We start from the raw sequence: 14,326 nt of genomic DNA, 5'->3' as shown, positions 1-14,326 counted from the left end.
TTCAACGTGATACAGATCCATGGTCCACCCAATCCCTGGTTCTTCGGCCTGGAGCCGGATGCCGAGCAGGGCGCCAACGCGTTCTTCACCGAGGCCGCCACGCTGGGCGCTGCGCTGGACGCCTACGCGGCGCATTTCGGCGTGCGCGTGGTGCCGATGACGGACATTTCCCACCTGGGCTACCAGCCGGGCGAGCGCAAGTTCTTCGAGTTCTGCGATCCGCCGGAGGAGGCGGGATTCCCCGTCGATATCCACGTCATCCGCGGTGCGGAGGAAATCTGTCCCAAGCAGGACCTGGACTTCCCGCTGCAGCCCGGCGACCGCATCGATCTGGGCATGCTGGTCTGCTGAGTTCGACCAAAAGCTAGCCATATGCCGCATACAAGGCAGCGCCTGCGGCCTAGACTGTGCGGCCGCCCTGCGTCGCGAGCCATCCGTGGATCCGAACTACCGTCGCGGCCTGTTCTACGCGCTGGGCGCCTTCGTGCTCTGGGGCGTGGCGCCGGCTTATTTCAAGCTGATCCAGCAGGTGCCGGCGGCGGAGATCATCGTGCACCGGGTGATCTGGTCGGCCGTGCTGATCGCGCTGGTGCTGCTGCTGAGCCGGCGTTTCGTGGGCTGGCGCCACTACCGCGACAATCCGCGCCTGCTCGCCACACTGGCGCTGAGTTCCAGCCTGATTACGGCCAACTGGCTGATCTTCGTGTTCGCGGTCAACAGCGGCCATCTGCTGGATGCGAGCCTGGGCTACTACATCAATCCCATCATCAACGTGCTGCTGGCCGTGCTGTTCCTGGGCGAGCGCCTGCGCCTGCTGCAGCTGGCCGCGGTGCTGCTGGCCTGCCTGGGCGTGGCCTATCAGGTGTATGAGCTGGGCCGGCTGCCGTGGGTGTCGCTGGCGCTGGCGCTGACCTTCGGTTTCTACGGCCTGCTGCGCAAGCGCGTGCTGCTGGATGCGCTCAACGGCCTGGGCGTGGAAACCGCGCTGATGGTGCCGTTGGCGCTGGCCTATCTGGTCTATCTGTGGAGCAGCGGCACGGCCCAGTTCGGCCATGTGTCGCTGCGGCTGGACCTGCTGCTGATGGCCGCCGGCGTGGTCACCACGATACCGCTGGCGCTGTTCGCCGCCGGTGCGCAGCGCCTGCCGTATACGACGATCGGTTTCCTGCAATACATCAGTCCATCGCTGGCCATCGTGCTCGCCGTGGGCTTTTACGGCGAGCATTTCGGCCAGGCGCGCGCGATCACCTTCGGCCTGATCTGGCTGGGGCTGCTGCTGTTCAGCTGGGACGCCTGGCGGGCGCAGAAGGCACCCGCCGTCTGAGTTGCGTCGGCGCGCCTCAGGCGCGCTGCGCGCCGACGCAGTCGCGCACCAGGTCGATATCGCGCACCGGCCGCACTTCGATGCTGCCGGTACGGGTCCAGGGGAATTGCTCGGCGATGCGCAGGGCCTCGTCCAGATCGGCCGCTTCCAGCAGGTTGAAGCCGCCGAGGATTTCCTTGGTCTCGGCAAAGGGGCCGTCCAGCACCGAGACCTTGTCGCCGCGCTTGCGTATGGACTTGGCTGTGCGCGGCAGTTCCAGCTGCTGCGAATCCAGCAGCTTGCCTTCGGCGCGCAGTTCGTCGGCGTGCAGCAGGCATTCGCGCATCATGCGGTCGTATTCGCCGGGCGGCAGGGCTTCGATCAGGGCGTCGTCGGTATAGACCAGCATCAGGAATTTCATCGGGGCGGGCTCCAGGGACGAAGGGCCGACAGCAGAGCGCGCTAGGATCTCGCCGATCGAGACACGCCGCCGCGGCGGAACCCCGGACGATAAGCCGGCGCGCGCGGCGCTGCCAGTGCGAGGCGCCGGCGGCGCCGCGCGCAATGGCGCAGGATGAAGGGAAGGCGCGGCGTTTCGCGTCTGAGCGATGATCCGGTGCGAAGCGCCGGCCAGATCGGGGAATGTTGCATGAATCGCTTTTTGCTGCTGCTTGCCGCGTTGGGCCTATCCGCGACCGCGCCGGCCCAGACGCCGCGCACTGCCGTGGTCGCCACCTATGCGTACGCCAAGTACGACCGCGCCGCGGCCCTGCAGCCGCTGGCCGACCGGCTCGCCGCGGAGCTGGGCCAACCGGTGACGGTGCGCCTGCTGGAATCGCCGCGCGCGCTGGCCCAGGCCCTGCGCGAAGGTACGGTCGATGTGGCGGTGACCAACACGTTCGTCTATCTCGCCGTGCGCGCGCAGCCGCGGCTGCAGGCCGCGGCCGTGTTCGAGGTGCCGGCCGCGACACTGGACGCCTACCGTGGCGTGCTGCTGGCGCGGCGCGACGGCAAGGCCGCCGACCTGGCCGCGCTGAAGCGCAATGCGGGCGCGCTGCGCTACGCCCAGGTGATTCCGGGTTCGACCTCCGGCGGGTTGGTGCAGGACCTGTTTCTGGCCGCGCAGGGGCTGGATCGCGCCGGCTTCGGCTCGGTGAAATACGCGGGGACGCATGACGCGGCCCTGGCCAGCCTCGCCGATGGCAGCGCCGACCTGGCTGCGCTCGCCGACGCGCCCTGGCAGGCGCTGCACAAGCAGGGCGGAGGTACCGATCTGGTCGCGCTGTGGCGCTCGCCGCCGATTCCGCCGGGTCCCGTCGTCTGCCGCGACGACGGCCAGCTGCCCTGCGCCCGCGTCGCCGCGCTGCTGCAATCGCTGGAGGCCGATTCGGCGGCGCTGCAGGGCCTGGTCAAGGCCTGGTCCGAAGCCGCCGGCGCCACGCGCCTGGTGCCGGTGCAGGCCGCGCCGTACGACGCGCTGACGGCGGGCTTTGCCGATCCTGCGGCGGGTCGCGCGGCGCTGGAGAAATTGCTTTGAGAGCCGGGATTGGGGATGGGGGATTCGTAAAAGCGAAAGTGCGGCGAACCGCCAGCGAATCCCGAATCCCGCGGCGGCCAGAAGCCGCCGCCTGATCCCTGCACCGTCAAGCCTGCGTATGCCCCAGCAAGTCCATTCTTGCTGCCGGGAATCCCATGAAACTGCGCCTGCTTGCCGCCTGCACCTTCGCCTTCAGCGCCCTGGCTTCGGCCAACGGCAATCTCGATCCTTCTTACGGCCCCCAGGCCGACGGCCGCGTGATCGTCCCGTTCGATCTGGGTTCGCCGCCGACCGAGCAGGCCGTCGACGCCCTGATCGACAGCGACAACCGCACCTACATCGTCGGCCAGGTCAAGACCGCCGACGGCCTGTTCCAGACCGGCATGACGCGCCTGCTGCCCAACGGCCACATCGACCAGAGCTTCGGCGTAGGCGGCCGCAGCGTAACGACGTCGAGTTGGTCCAAGTCGCCGGCCGGCGCGGCCTTCGCCAGCAACGGCTACATTCTCGTCGCTGCGCGGCGCGACTTCGGCGACGATGCTTATTTCAGTGTGTGCAACCACAGCCCAGAGACTGGTACCACCGTGTTGTTCGAGGGCAACAACGTCGCCTGCGTTTTCATCAATCCCATCGTGAACGGCAACGACTTCGTCCAGGACATCCTGGTGCAGCCCGACGGCAAGATCGTGCTGGTCGGTTACTCGCGCAACCTCGCGCAGAAATACATAGGCACGGTCGTGCGTCTCAACAGCAATGGCACGGTGGACAACACCTTCTCCGGCGACGGCATTGCCTTCATCGACCTCGGCGATGCGACCCTGCCGCATGCGGTCGCCTGGACCACCCAGAACGGCGGCAGCATCCTGCTGTGCGGCTCGGTGCGCGCACCCGGCGTTCTCCAGACCGACATGCTCGCCGCGCGTCTGCGCAGCGACAACGGCGCGCTCGATACCAGCTTCAGCCTCGACGGCTGGGCCGCCTACACCTTCGACGCCGAGCAGAATTCCGAGATCTGCAATGCGATGGCCGTGCGCAAGAGCGACGGCGTTTTCTTCATCGCCGGGCAGACCACGGTCGGCGGCGTGAGCAAGGGCGCGATCAAGGCGGTCTCGCCGGGCGGTTCGCCTATGGCGAACTTTGCCGGCGGCGGGCTGATCATCGACGGCAGCGGCCACTTCATCATCAACGATGTAAAACTGCGCGCCGACGGCAGTCCGGTAGTGCTGGGCACCCGCGCTGACGACGAAACCGATCTGCATGTGGTCGCCATGACCACGGCCGGCGTGCTGCAGGCCAGCTTCGGCACCTCCGGCCAGCGCAGCATCGACTTCGGCCTGCCCGGCGAGGCCGAGCAGGCCGCCGCGATGGTGCTGCAGAACGGCCGCCCCGTCGTCGTCGGGCATGCGCTGACGGCGCCCGGGCAGGGCTATGACTTCGTGGCGGCGCGGCTGGATACGGATGTGATCTTTGCGGACGGATTCATCAAGTGAGCTGGTGCCGATGCGCGCCGGTTGCGCGCATCGGCGCCGATCCCGTTCATGACGCGCCCCAAGATCGGTAATCCTGGGGCGTCGTTGAAAAGTGAAATAGTATCCGAAATTTCAACGCGCGCTTCAGGGCAGCATGCCCGGCAGGCTGCGCAGATAATCGGCCAGGGCTTCCGTCGCATGGCGCACCTTGGCCGGCTGCGCATCACGCTGCGGCGTCAGCGCCCAGACATCGAGCACCGGCAGGCGCCACTCCGGCAGTACACGCTGCAGGCGTCCCGCCTGTATATCCGCATGGGCGTCCGGACTGCCGAGCAGGGCCAGGCCCAGTCCGGCCAGGCACATCTGCTGCAACAGCAGCTGATTGTTGCTGCTGACGCGCGGCTCCACGCGCAGCGTGCGCTGCTGGCCGCCGTCGTGCTGCAAGTGCAGCAGCAGGCCCATGCCTTCGTTGCCGCGCGCGCCGCCCTGGCTGAGCCAGTGCCGGCCCAGCAATTCCTCCGGCGTGCGCGGCTGGCCGTGCTGCTGCAGATAAGCCGGCGCCGCGCACAGCCACAGCTCGATCGCGCACAGGCGCCGCGCGACCCAGCTGGAATCCGGCAGGCGGCCTACACGCACGGCCAGGTCTATGCGCGCATCGATCAGGTCGATCATCGCGTCGTCCACCAGCAGGCGCAGCGTCAGCGCCGGATGCGCCGCGAGCAGCGGCGTCAGCGCCGGTGCGATATACGGGCCGAAGCCGATCGGCGCGGCCAGGCGCAATTCGCCCGAAGGCGCATCGCGCGTCGTACGCAATTGCTGCTGCGCGCGTTCCGCGGCCTCGACCATGCGCGCGCATTCGGCGTAGACGCGCTCGCCCGCGTCGGTCAGCGCCAGCTTGCGCGTGGAGCGGTGCAGCAGGGTCACGCCGTGCGATTGCTCCAGCGCACGCACCTGCTGGCTGATCGCCGAAGTGCTCAGCCCGAGCTGGCGCGCGGCCGCGCTCATGGAGCCGTGGCGCACCACGCTGGCGAAGACGGCCAGGGCCTTCCAGTCATCCACTGTGAAGTCCAGCTTAAGAATGTTTCGCGATTTTCCGGGCTAATCCGCCGATTGTGAAGCCGATAACCTGCGCCGGTCGAATTTCCGACCAGATCCATACCGCAGGAGAACCCATGAATATCGCCCTGATCGGCGCCACCGGCTTCGTCGGTGGTGCCGTGCTCGAAGAACTGCTGCAGCGTGGCCACAGCGTCACCGCACTGGTGCGCGACCCCGCCAAGCTCGCTGCCCGCACTGGCCTGAACGTGGTCCAGGCCGACGCTCAGGACGCCACCCAGGTCGCCGCCGCCGTGCGCGGCCAGAACGCCGTGATCAGCGCCTACAACCCCGGCTGGGACGCGCCGGACCTGTACAACCAGTTCCTGCGTGGCCATAACGCCATCGTTGCCGGCGTGAAGCAGGCGGGCGTGAAGCGGCTGCTTGTCGTCGGCGGCGCCGGCAGTCTCCAGGTCGCGCCGGGCGTGCAACTGGTCGATACGCCGCAATTCCTCGACCACGTACCGCCGAATATCGTCCCGGGCGCGCAGGCCGCACGGGAAGCGCTGACGGGGCTGCGCGAAGAGCAGGAACTCGACTGGACGTTTGTTTCGCCGCCGGTGGGACTAGCGCCGGGTGCGCGCAGCGGCAACTACCGGGTCGGCGGAGACGACGTGCCGATGGATGGCGACAAGCCGGCGGGTATCAGCGTCGCCGACCTCGCGGTGGCGATCGTGGATGAGATCGAGCGGCCGCAGCAGGTGAGAAGGCGGTTTACGGTCGCGTCCTGACGTTGGGCGCAATGGGGCTGTCCGGCACAGCCATGCGGAAGCCTGGGCGGCATCCCGGCCCAGGTTTTCCAAGTAAAGCCGGTATCGCAAGCGACATCAGTTTGACGCCGTGGGCGATGCAACTGCCGGGCCCCCGAAGCCAAGCCTGCATCGGCTCAACGCAATTCGTCATCCAGTGCGTCGAGGACCTGGCGCCAGGCGATCTCGCGCTCGCGCGCGAACGTCACCTGCCCGCCGATTTCATTGTAGTAGCCGATGGCCCAGACCAGATGATCGTGCAACAGGCTTATGCAGCTATCGAGATCCGTCAGCGAGGGCAGCCGCGTGGTCAGTTCATCCGCATCGGTGCAGCCGAGTATGAAGAACTGGCCATAGGGCATGAGATAGAGGGTCTCCAGCGTGCCGCGCTGGATTTCGCCCGGTGCGCGGTAGATGACGGTATCGCTATTGCCGCCGAGGGGCGTGAGGCCCGCGTCCAGGCTGAACCCGGGACGCCAATGAATGCCGGCGAAGCAGCGCTGTGCGACGGCCCTCGCGACGGTGGCCAGCTACGGAACCCTGCTTCTCCAGCAATGCGGCGGCTGCGGCGAACCTCAGGTGGCTGTGGTCAGATCGTGCCTTCCTGGACCAGCGCTACGGTTTCGCAGATCACCGCCATGTCCCCGCCGTAGGAAAATTCGCACAGCACGAAGCTGGCGCCGGGGTGCTGTACCGTGATGCGGGTGGCCTCGGCGGGAATTTTCTCTGCGCGGCAGGTCGATGAGAGCAGCGTGCCCCAGGCGGCGGCCGGTATGGTGGCGGCCTTGCTCGCGTCGGCCAGCGGCCAGATATAGATTTCCGAGAGGATCTGCACGCCGAGAAAATGGGTCAGGCACTGGTGATGTATCGCGCCAAGTTCCAGCCGGTATCGCGCACCGTCCTCCTTCTTCCAGCCCAGCCTCAGCGTGCCGTCGCGGAATTCGAGCCTGTCGAGCGCGGCATCGTGGGGATGGCCGCTCTGCAGCATGCCGTAGGCATTGGTCTGCAGCGGGATGGGCGCGGACATGATTCAGCGCACGCCCGCAAAACTTCGCGCATCTTCGCTCCAGCGCGGCGTGGCGCGGATGCGCGGGATCACGTCGTCGACTTCATCCACCATGGACCACATATCGATGTGCTGCGGGTTCATGAAGCGCTCGCGCACGGTCTGCTGCATGAAGGCGTGCAGCGGCGCGTAGAAGTTCTTCGTGTTGAGCAGGATGATGGGGTTGAAGTACAGCGCCAGGCGCTTGAGGGTGATGGCCTCGAACAGTTCCTCCAGCGTACCGCTGCCGCCGGGCAGGGCGATCACGGCGTCCGAGCCGGTGAGCAGGCGGTGCTTGCGTTCGCGCATGTCCTCGACGATTTCGAGGTTGGCCAGGCCGGGGTGCTGCCATTCCACTTCGATCATGAAGCGCGGGATGATGCCGATGACTTCTCCACCTTTGGACAAGGCGCCATCGGCCACGGCGGCCATCAGGCCCTTGCCGCCGCCGCCGTAGACGACGGTGGCGCCGGCCTGGGCGATGGCTTCGCCGAGGCGGTAGGCGGTTTCGCGGTAGACGGGATCGGCGCCGTCGCTGGAGGCGCAGTAGACGCAGATGCGCATGGTCGGTTTCCCCGGGCGGAAAGGAGGGGATTCTACGCCCAGTCCGCTTGCGGCGGCCCGGCGCTTGTCCGTACTGCCGCAGTCGCGCCCGCACTGCGGCCAGGGGCCGGTGCAGCCGCCTGCTTCAGCAGCTGTGCCGGCTGCCGGCGATGACGATGGCGCCGGGGAATTCCAGTGCGGCCGCGGCCGGGTCGGCCAGGGCCAGGCTGTGCCGGTCCAGGGCGCTGATCGCGTCATGTCCGGACCCGAGGCGTCGCACTTCGACCAGTACGCGCACCAGCCGGGCGAAGCCCGCGGCGAGGCTGCGGTAGAGTTCGGCCCAGGCGGCGCGGGCACCCGCGGCGAGTTCGGCATAGGCCTGGGTGCCGAGGTTGAGGAAATAATCCAGCCCGACCAGGCGGCGCTGGGCTTGGTGCGGATACAGGCCGGCGATCAGCAGGCAGCGGTCGCCCACATCGCGCAGTGCCTCGCGCCGCGGCGTTTCCTGCCGCGCGTTGAGGTAGTCCAGCGCGAGCACATGGCCAGCAAGGCCGGCGTCGCGCAGATGGCGCATGAGCAGGAAGACGAGATAAGCCTCGCTGTCCTCATCCAGCGGCGCGGCACCGTTGCGGCCGGCTTCGCGGATCAGGTCCTGCCACAGGGCGACGGCGGCAGTGTCGGTGAGTATCGCGGTCATGGCGCACCTCCGTGCACCTGAACCAGCAAGCTCCACGCCAGCCGGCCGCGGCCCGCCGCGCACAGGCGCGGACGGGCGCAGCCGGCAACACGGCTTATTGGAAGCCGTAGGCGAAGATGCGGTCGGTGCAGTCGGCTACCTGGGCCGGATCGACCAGCACATTGAACGCATCGGCGGCGTTGAGCGCGGAATAGCTGTAGATGCGCCAGCGCCCGTTGCCGCTGCCGTAGTACACGTCGAAATGGCGCGGCACGGCGGCCCCGCCGTAGATGCGCGTGACCTGGGGCCGGGCGCAGGCGGTGTCGTTGAGCAGCGGATGATCCAGCTCGATGGTGTTGCCGCTCACGCTGCGGCTGACGCGGAACGCATTCGGGCTGGCTTGCTGCGCATAGACGTTGAAGCCGGCACTCAGCGGCATGCTGCCGGCCAGGTCGATATTGACGATGCGCCAGCGGCCGCCGCCGGAGCCAGGCAGGTAGTCCAGGCCTATGGGATGCGGGTTGTAGATACCGCTGCCGGCGCTCCAGTTCTGCGTGACCAGGATGATGCGCTCGGGCTGGTTGTTGACCGAGCTGTCGTCGAGCTGGGTGACGAAGGCGCTGCTGTTGCCGGCACTGCTCACATGGCGGAAGGAACCGCCGCCGCCCGCCGGCACGAAGGTGTTGAAGGCGGCGTTCGGCGGCATGTCGATGGCGACATCCTCGTTGAACAGGCGCCAGCGGCCGCCGCTGTAGTAGATGCCCAGCGCCGCATCGTTGGGCACGCCGGCGCCCGAGCCATTCCAGTGCGGGGTGACGACGGGATTGGCGGCGGGCCGGTCATTGAGCAGCGGGCTGTCGATGGTGGTGATATGGCCGCTGATGTTGCCGCTGCGCGCCACGTGCAGCAGATGCTGGTCGCCGTATTCGTAGGCGCCGATATCGGCGTTGTCGGAAGTGCTGCCCTTGAAGCGGCGCAGGCCGTCGGCGTCGTTGGTCGGCAGCGCGTTGAAGATCAGGCCCAGGCCCAGCGCGGCGTTGTCGGCGGCATCTATGGCCGGCGAGTCGGCGCGCAGGCGCGGCGCGGTCAATGCGATCAGGCGTGCATCGGCGGTGATCGTGTTCGCGCCCAGCGGCGCGGTGTTGCTGGCCACATTGAGCAGGTTGTAGTCGTTGCTGAGCGATGGAGTCAGCGCCGCCGTGAAGGTCAGGCCGCGCGTGCCGACGATGAGGTTGTTTTTCACCACGCCGCTGATCGTCGCGTCGGCGCCGCCGCCGCCGGACCAGTTATTGGCGGAGATGCCGAAATTGCAGCGCGTCAGCGTGTTATTCAGGGCCTGTGCGCTGATACTGCCGTTGTTCACGGTGAAGCCTATGCCCGATCCGCCGCTGCCGCTGCCGCCGGGGTCGGCGCAGACCACCACGTTGCTGTAGACGCGCGCCTCGAAACTGCTGGTGGTGCTGGAGAACAGCCCTTCGGAGACGAAGATACCGGAGCGGAAAAAGCCGCCGCGCACGCGGTTGCCGTGCAGTTTGTAGCGGCCGGCGCCGGCCGAGGTCACGTCGACGAAGAGGCCGGCGCCGTCGGTGGCGACGGCGGAGGTGTTGTCGATCTGGTTGTAGTAGGCCTCGGCGTTCAAGGTGCCGCCGGTGGCCGCCAGTTCGATCAGGCCGGCGTTGAGGCCGGACGGCTGGGCGCGCACCCGGTTGTCGTAGACGCGCGCTTCCACCGTCGCGCCGTTGCGGGCTTCCACGCGCAGGTAGGTCGGTGCGCCGGAATCCTGCTCCAGCACCAGGCCGGAGAAATCGTAGCGCGCCGTGCCCACGCCGCCGTAGCTGGCGTTGACATAGGCATTGGTCAGGCGCAGCCCGCGCAGGGTGACGTCCTGGTTGCCATGGATGGCAGCGGCGGTGACCGAGATCCAGTGGCCCGGCGCGAAATTCGGTTTCCGGCCGGTGCCGGCGACCAGCGAAATGCTGCGGTTGTACAGATTGATGTTTTCTGCAATCGGCGTGTCGGTGACGATGACCACGCCGCTGCCGTTCGGCGTCGCGTCGACGCAGGCCTGCAAGGTTGTGTTGCACGGCGCGGCGCCGGGCCAGACCGAGGCGGCAACGCCGGCACCGGCCAGGCCGGGCAGCAGGCAGAGCGGGAGAACGATCAGGCGGATGGCAGAGGACATGCGGGGACTCCGTGGCATTGACGGAGCAGTAAGCGCATTTGCGCGAGCGTGCAGGACAAGCAACGCCGGCGGAACGTGTGCGGGTCGCTGCCAGCGGTTTCATGACGGCCGCCAGGCATCGCAGGCGCGAGGATGCTGGCGCACGCGCAGCCTGGGTATTCCGCCAGCCGGCAGGCCGCGGCGTGTATTTTTCAGCCGCGCTCGGCGCGCAGCCGCCGCGGCAGATACGGCAGCCGCGCCAATGTGGCCTGCGCCGCGGAACGGGTCTGCGCCGCGGCGCTGTTGCCGGTTTCGGTCTGGCAGCGGGCCAGCAGCAGCTGTGCGCTGGCCAGGTCGGGCAGCAGGGCGCTGCCGCCCTTGGCCAGGCTTGCCGCGGCGGCGGCGAGGCCGTCTTCGGCCTGGGCGCATTCGTGCGCGGCCACGTGCAGACGCAGGGCGACGAGTTCCAGCCGCGCGCGGCGCGGATGGCCGGCCGGCAGCTCGCCCAGCGCGGCCTGCACCTGATCGCTTTCGCGCTGCGCGCCGGCGCGGTCGCCCAGGCTGAGCAGCAGGTCGGCGTAGGCGGCGCGCGCCTGCAAGGTGTCCGGATGGCGATTTCCCAGCGCGGCATCGAGTATGGGCAGGCCTTCGCGGTAGCTGGCCGCCGCGGCTTCGCCGTCGCCGAGTTCGTTCTGGCTGGAGGCCAGGCCGACCAGGGCCACACCGACGAGATAGTGCGTCTCGCCCAGTCCGGTACGGGCCAGGGCCAGGCCCTGGCGGGCGTGCGACAGGGCCGCGTCCAGGCGGCCGGCGTAGCGCTCGAAGCCGCTCAGCGTGCCCAGCATGGTCGCGACGCTGGGGTGGGCACCGCCCTGGCTGCGCTGGGCCACGTCCAGCGCCTCCTGCAGGCGCGCGATGGCGGTGTCAGCATCGCCCTGGGACCAGGCCAGCAGGGCCAGCGAGTTCAGGCTGTTGGCCACGTCGGGATGATCCGGGCCCAGGCTGCGGCGCTGGTTCTCCAGCGCGCGCTGGTACAGCGCGGTGGCCGCGGCGACATCGCCCAGGCGCTGGCGCGCGACGGCGAGATTGAAGCGGGTTTGGGCCAGGTCGGGATGATGTTCGCCCAGCAGCTGCTGGCGCGTGGCCTCGGCGCCGGCCAGCAGCTGGGCGGCTTCTTCCGTGGCGCCGCGCTGCAGCAGGATTACGGCGAGGTCATGTTCAATGCGCGCGGTCTGGGTGTGCTTCTCGCCGTGGGCGGTGCGGGCCAGCTGCAGCGCCTCGCGCAGGCTGGTTTCGGCGCCGGCCACATCGCCGGCGCTGAACTGCACCGGCCCCAGCGCGGCCAGCATGCGCAGGCGCGCCGCCGGCGCGGTGCCGGCCGCGGCGCCGGCCGCGGCGCCGGCCAGGGCTTCGTCCAGCGCCTGGCGCGCGGCGGCGGGCTGGCCTTTTTCCACCAGCAGGTCGACCAGTTGCAGGCGCGCAGCGGTGTGGCTGTCCGCGGCGGCGCTGTCGCCGAGGACCCGGCGCAGATCGGACTCGGCGCCGTCGAACAGGCCCTGGGCCTGCTGCACGCGGGCGCGTTCCAGGCGCGCCGCGGCGGCGAGGTCGCCGCCGGCCCCGGCCGCCACGGCCTGGTCGGCCAGCTGGAACGCGCGCTCCAGCGCGCCGAGCTGACGATAGGCGCCGGCCAATGCGGTGGACAGTTCGGATTTGAGTTCGGGATGCGTGGCCAGGGTTTCCGCCAGGCGTGCTTCGCCGCGTTCGATCAGCTCGCGCGCGCCGACGGCGCGGCCCTTGCTCTCGTCCGGGCTGACGCCGGCGAACAAGGCGAGCAGGAAGTCCTTCACCGCGGCCGTGCGCTGGGCCTGCTGCAGCGCCTCGGCGGCCGCGGCGTTGGCGCGGGCGGATTCGCGCCAGGTCGCGGCGACCCCGGCGACGCCGGTGAGCAGCACCAGCACCGCGGCGGCCACGCCGGCGCGATGGCGCAAAAGGAATTTCTTGGTTTTGTAGATGGCGCTGGCCGGGCGGGCGCTGACCGGGCGGCCGTGCAGATGTGCCTGCAGGTCGGCGGCCAGCGCGGCCACGCTGGGATAGCGCCGCGCCGGATCGGCGGCCAGCGCCGTAGCCACGATCAGGTCCAGCTCGCCGCGCAGGCGCTGGGCCAGCTGGCGCGGCGTCAGCCCGCGCGCCTGGGCCGCCTCGGCGGATTGCGTACCTATTTTCTGCGACAGATTGCGCGTGTCCGCCACGCCGGCCACGCCGGGGCGTTGGCCGCCGAGCAGTTCGTGCAGCAGCACGCCCAGCGCATAGACATCGGTGGCGGTGGTGATGACGCCGCCGCTGAACTGCTCCGGCGCGGCATAGGCCGGCGTGAGGCGGCGCAGGCCGGTGCGGGTGTCGTCCTCGCGCTCGGAATCGTCGAGCAGCTTGGCGATGCCGAAATCCAGCAGGCGCGGCCGGCCCTGGGTATCGACCAGGATATTGGCCGGCTTGATGTCGCGATGCACGATCAGCGCGCGGTGCGCGGCCTCCACCGCTTCGCACACCTGGCAGAACAGGCGCAGGCGCGCATTCACGTCCAGCCGGCGCGCATCGCACCAGCGCGTGATGGGCTCGCCTTCGACATATTCCAGCGCGAACCAGGGCACGCCTTCGGCGGTGAAGCCGCCGTCGATCAGGCGTGCGATGGCCGGGTGTTCCAGCCGCGCGAGGATGCGCCGCTCGCGCCGGAAGCGCGCCTGCTCGGCCGGATCGCGCAGGCCGGTGCGCAGCAGCTTCAGCGCGACCTGCTGCGTATAGCCGTCGACTTCGCGCTCGGCGCGGTAGACGCTGCCGCTGCCGCCTTCGCCGATCAGGTCGAGGATGCGGTACTCGCCTATGCGCTGCGGCTGCGCCGGCGGCGGCGTGCCGATCAGGGTTTCGGCGTAGTCGGCGCTGTTGCCGTCGAGGAAGCCGCGGCGCGATTCGCGCGCGAGCAGGTCTTCGAGCAGGCCGCGCAGCTCGCTGTCGGCGACGCCGGCGAGGAAGGGCGCGCGCGCCGCGGCGTCCAGTTCCAGCAGGTCGTCCAGCAGCGGCGCCAGTTCCTTCCAGCGCGCCGCGACGGCCGCATTCACGGCGGGGTTTCCAGCGCGTGGTGCAGGAACAGGCGCGCCTTGTTCCAGTCGCGCACCACGCTGCGCGAGGTGATGCCGAGCACGGCGGCGACTTCCTCCACCGAAAGCCCGGCGAAGAAGCGCAGCTCCACCACCTTGCCCAGACGCTGGTCGAGCAAGGCCAGGCGCGCGAGTGCGGCGTCCAGCGCGACCATCTCGCCGGCGATGCATTCGATGGGGATTTCTGCGGCCTGCCAGTCCAGCGCGAACTGGCCGCCGCCGCGTTTCTGCGCGCCCTTGCGCCGGGCGTGATCGACCAGGATATGGCGCATGGCGGTGGCGGCGTAGCCGAGGAAATGCGCGCGGTCCTGCCATACGGCGTCGCGCTGGTTGACCAGGCTCAGATACGCCTCGTGCACCAGCGCCGTAGTGCTCAGCGTATGGCTGGCATTGCCGGCGAGGTAGCGATGGGCCAGCTGGCGCAGGCGTTCGTAGACCTGCGGCAGCAGATGATCGACAGCGCGCTCGTCGCCGGAGCGGGCCTGCGCGAGCAGCGCGGTGATGTCGGTGGTCGCTAGCATGACGCGGCCATGGTAGCGCCGCCGCCGGCGCCGTGGCGCTGTCTGCATCGCAGGCCGCGCGGACCTGGCGCGCAG

Annotated in this window: 14 protein-coding genes; 5 read left to right on the top strand and 9 right to left on the bottom strand. The window is 69.2% G+C overall.

Annotated features, from left to right (window positions below; all coding sequences use genetic code 11):
- The first annotated feature begins 6 nt into the window (after window positions 1–6).
- Both NM961_RS05675 and rarD read left to right on the top strand, forming a co-directional pair.
- Complete coding sequence (locus NM961_RS05675; RefSeq protein ID WP_255912594.1) at window positions 7–351, top strand: hypothetical protein; 345 nt, start codon at window positions 7–9, stop codon at window positions 349–351.
- An 85-nt stretch (window positions 352–436) separates the two neighbouring features.
- Entirely contained in the window at window positions 437–1,324 is an 888-nt protein-coding gene (rarD, locus tag NM961_RS05670; protein WP_255912592.1) for an EamA family transporter RarD, read from the top strand.
- A 16-nt stretch (window positions 1,325–1,340) separates the two neighbouring features.
- On the opposite strand, the gene NM961_RS05665 is transcribed toward rarD, so the two are convergent.
- Window positions 1,341–1,724: a YciI family protein gene (locus tag NM961_RS05665; RefSeq protein WP_255912590.1), complete on the bottom strand. Its 384-nt coding sequence runs from the start codon at window positions 1,722–1,724 to the stop codon at window positions 1,341–1,343.
- A gap of 228 nt (window positions 1,725–1,952) precedes the next feature.
- Here NM961_RS05665 and NM961_RS05660 point away from each other — a divergent pair, with 228 nt between their 5' ends.
- Both NM961_RS05660 and NM961_RS05655 read left to right on the top strand, forming a co-directional pair.
- Window positions 1,953–2,840, top strand: coding sequence for a phosphate/phosphite/phosphonate ABC transporter substrate-binding protein (locus NM961_RS05660; RefSeq protein WP_255912588.1), 888 nt, complete (start codon window positions 1,953–1,955; stop codon window positions 2,838–2,840).
- Window positions 2,841–2,995: 155 nt separating this feature from the next.
- Window positions 2,996–4,330: a delta-60 repeat domain-containing protein gene (locus tag NM961_RS05655; protein ID WP_255912586.1), complete on the top strand. Its 1,335-nt coding sequence runs from the start codon at window positions 2,996–2,998 to the stop codon at window positions 4,328–4,330.
- Between the two features lie 123 nt (window positions 4,331–4,453).
- Here NM961_RS05655 and NM961_RS05650 read toward each other — a convergent pair whose 3' ends face one another.
- Window positions 4,454–5,368, bottom strand: coding sequence for a LysR family transcriptional regulator (locus tag NM961_RS05650; protein ID WP_255912584.1), 915 nt, complete (start codon window positions 5,366–5,368; stop codon window positions 4,454–4,456).
- A 113-nt stretch (window positions 5,369–5,481) separates the two neighbouring features.
- Here NM961_RS05650 and NM961_RS05645 point away from each other — a divergent pair, with 113 nt between their 5' ends.
- Complete coding sequence (locus tag NM961_RS05645) at window positions 5,482–6,135, top strand: NAD(P)-dependent oxidoreductase (RefSeq protein WP_255912575.1); 654 nt, start codon at window positions 5,482–5,484, stop codon at window positions 6,133–6,135.
- A gap of 155 nt (window positions 6,136–6,290) precedes the next feature.
- Here the strand turns inward: NM961_RS05645 and NM961_RS05640 are convergent, their stop codons facing one another.
- The 7 genes from NM961_RS05640 to NM961_RS05610 form a co-directional block, all read right to left on the bottom strand.
- On the bottom strand, window positions 6,291–6,515 hold the full coding sequence (locus NM961_RS05640) for a hypothetical protein (protein ID WP_255912573.1): 225 nt from the start codon (window positions 6,513–6,515) through the stop codon (window positions 6,291–6,293).
- Window positions 6,516–6,742: 227 nt separating this feature from the next.
- Window positions 6,743–7,180 carry a hypothetical protein gene (locus NM961_RS05635; RefSeq protein ID WP_255912571.1) on the bottom strand — a complete coding sequence of 146 codons (438 nt, stop codon included), beginning with the start codon at window positions 7,178–7,180 and terminating at the stop codon, window positions 6,743–6,745.
- A gap of 3 nt (window positions 7,181–7,183) precedes the next feature.
- Window positions 7,184–7,762 (bottom strand): LOG family protein, encoded by a 579-nt coding sequence (locus tag NM961_RS05630; protein ID WP_255912569.1) that lies wholly within the window; start codon window positions 7,760–7,762, stop codon window positions 7,184–7,186.
- Window positions 7,763–7,886: 124 nt separating this feature from the next.
- Window positions 7,887–8,438: a hypothetical protein gene (locus NM961_RS05625; protein ID WP_255912567.1), complete on the bottom strand. Its 552-nt coding sequence runs from the start codon at window positions 8,436–8,438 to the stop codon at window positions 7,887–7,889.
- A gap of 94 nt (window positions 8,439–8,532) precedes the next feature.
- Entirely contained in the window at window positions 8,533–10,599 is a 2,067-nt protein-coding gene (locus NM961_RS05620; RefSeq protein WP_255912565.1) for a DUF7452 domain-containing protein, read from the bottom strand.
- Window positions 10,600–10,790: 191 nt separating this feature from the next.
- A complete protein-coding gene (locus NM961_RS05615) occupies window positions 10,791–13,691 on the bottom strand; it encodes a tetratricopeptide repeat protein (RefSeq protein WP_255912563.1) in 2,901 nt (966 codons plus the stop codon).
- Window positions 13,688–14,251: an ECF-type sigma factor gene (locus NM961_RS05610; RefSeq protein WP_255912561.1), complete on the bottom strand. Its 564-nt coding sequence runs from the start codon at window positions 14,249–14,251 to the stop codon at window positions 13,688–13,690. The genes NM961_RS05615 and NM961_RS05610 overlap by 4 nt, the downstream gene beginning before the upstream one ends.
- Between the last annotated feature and the right edge of the window lie 75 nt (window positions 14,252–14,326).

The organism is Tahibacter harae, from assembly GCF_024437735.1.
GTDB classification, from domain to species: domain Bacteria; phylum Pseudomonadota; class Gammaproteobacteria; order Xanthomonadales; family Rhodanobacteraceae; genus Tahibacter; species Tahibacter harae.
Note: the sequence above shows the minus strand (reverse complement) of the source record. Positions and strands in the feature narration are given on the sequence as shown.

Coding starts and splice junctions, on each gene's coding strand:
- NM961_RS05625 (WP_255912567.1), bottom strand. CDS start 8,438: ATGACCGCGATACTCACCGACACTGCCGCCGTCGCCCTGTGGCAGGAC.
- NM961_RS05620 (WP_255912565.1), bottom strand. CDS start 10,599: ATGTCCTCTGCCATCCGCCTGATCGTTCTCCCGCTCTGCCTGCTGCCC.
- NM961_RS05630 (WP_255912569.1), bottom strand. CDS start 7,762: ATGCGCATCTGCGTCTACTGCGCCTCCAGCGACGGCGCCGATCCCGTC.
- NM961_RS05645 (WP_255912575.1), top strand. CDS start 5,482: ATGAATATCGCCCTGATCGGCGCCACCGGCTTCGTCGGTGGTGCCGTG.
- NM961_RS05635 (WP_255912571.1), bottom strand. CDS start 7,180: ATGTCCGCGCCCATCCCGCTGCAGACCAATGCCTACGGCATGCTGCAG.
- NM961_RS05655 (WP_255912586.1), top strand. CDS start 2,996: ATGAAACTGCGCCTGCTTGCCGCCTGCACCTTCGCCTTCAGCGCCCTG.
- NM961_RS05610 (WP_255912561.1), bottom strand. CDS start 14,251: ATGCTAGCGACCACCGACATCACCGCGCTGCTCGCGCAGGCCCGCTCC.
- NM961_RS05640 (WP_255912573.1), bottom strand. CDS start 6,515: ATGCCCTATGGCCAGTTCTTCATACTCGGCTGCACCGATGCGGATGAA.
- NM961_RS05665 (WP_255912590.1), bottom strand. CDS start 1,724: ATGAAATTCCTGATGCTGGTCTATACCGACGACGCCCTGATCGAAGCC.
- NM961_RS05660 (WP_255912588.1), top strand. CDS start 1,953: ATGAATCGCTTTTTGCTGCTGCTTGCCGCGTTGGGCCTATCCGCGACC.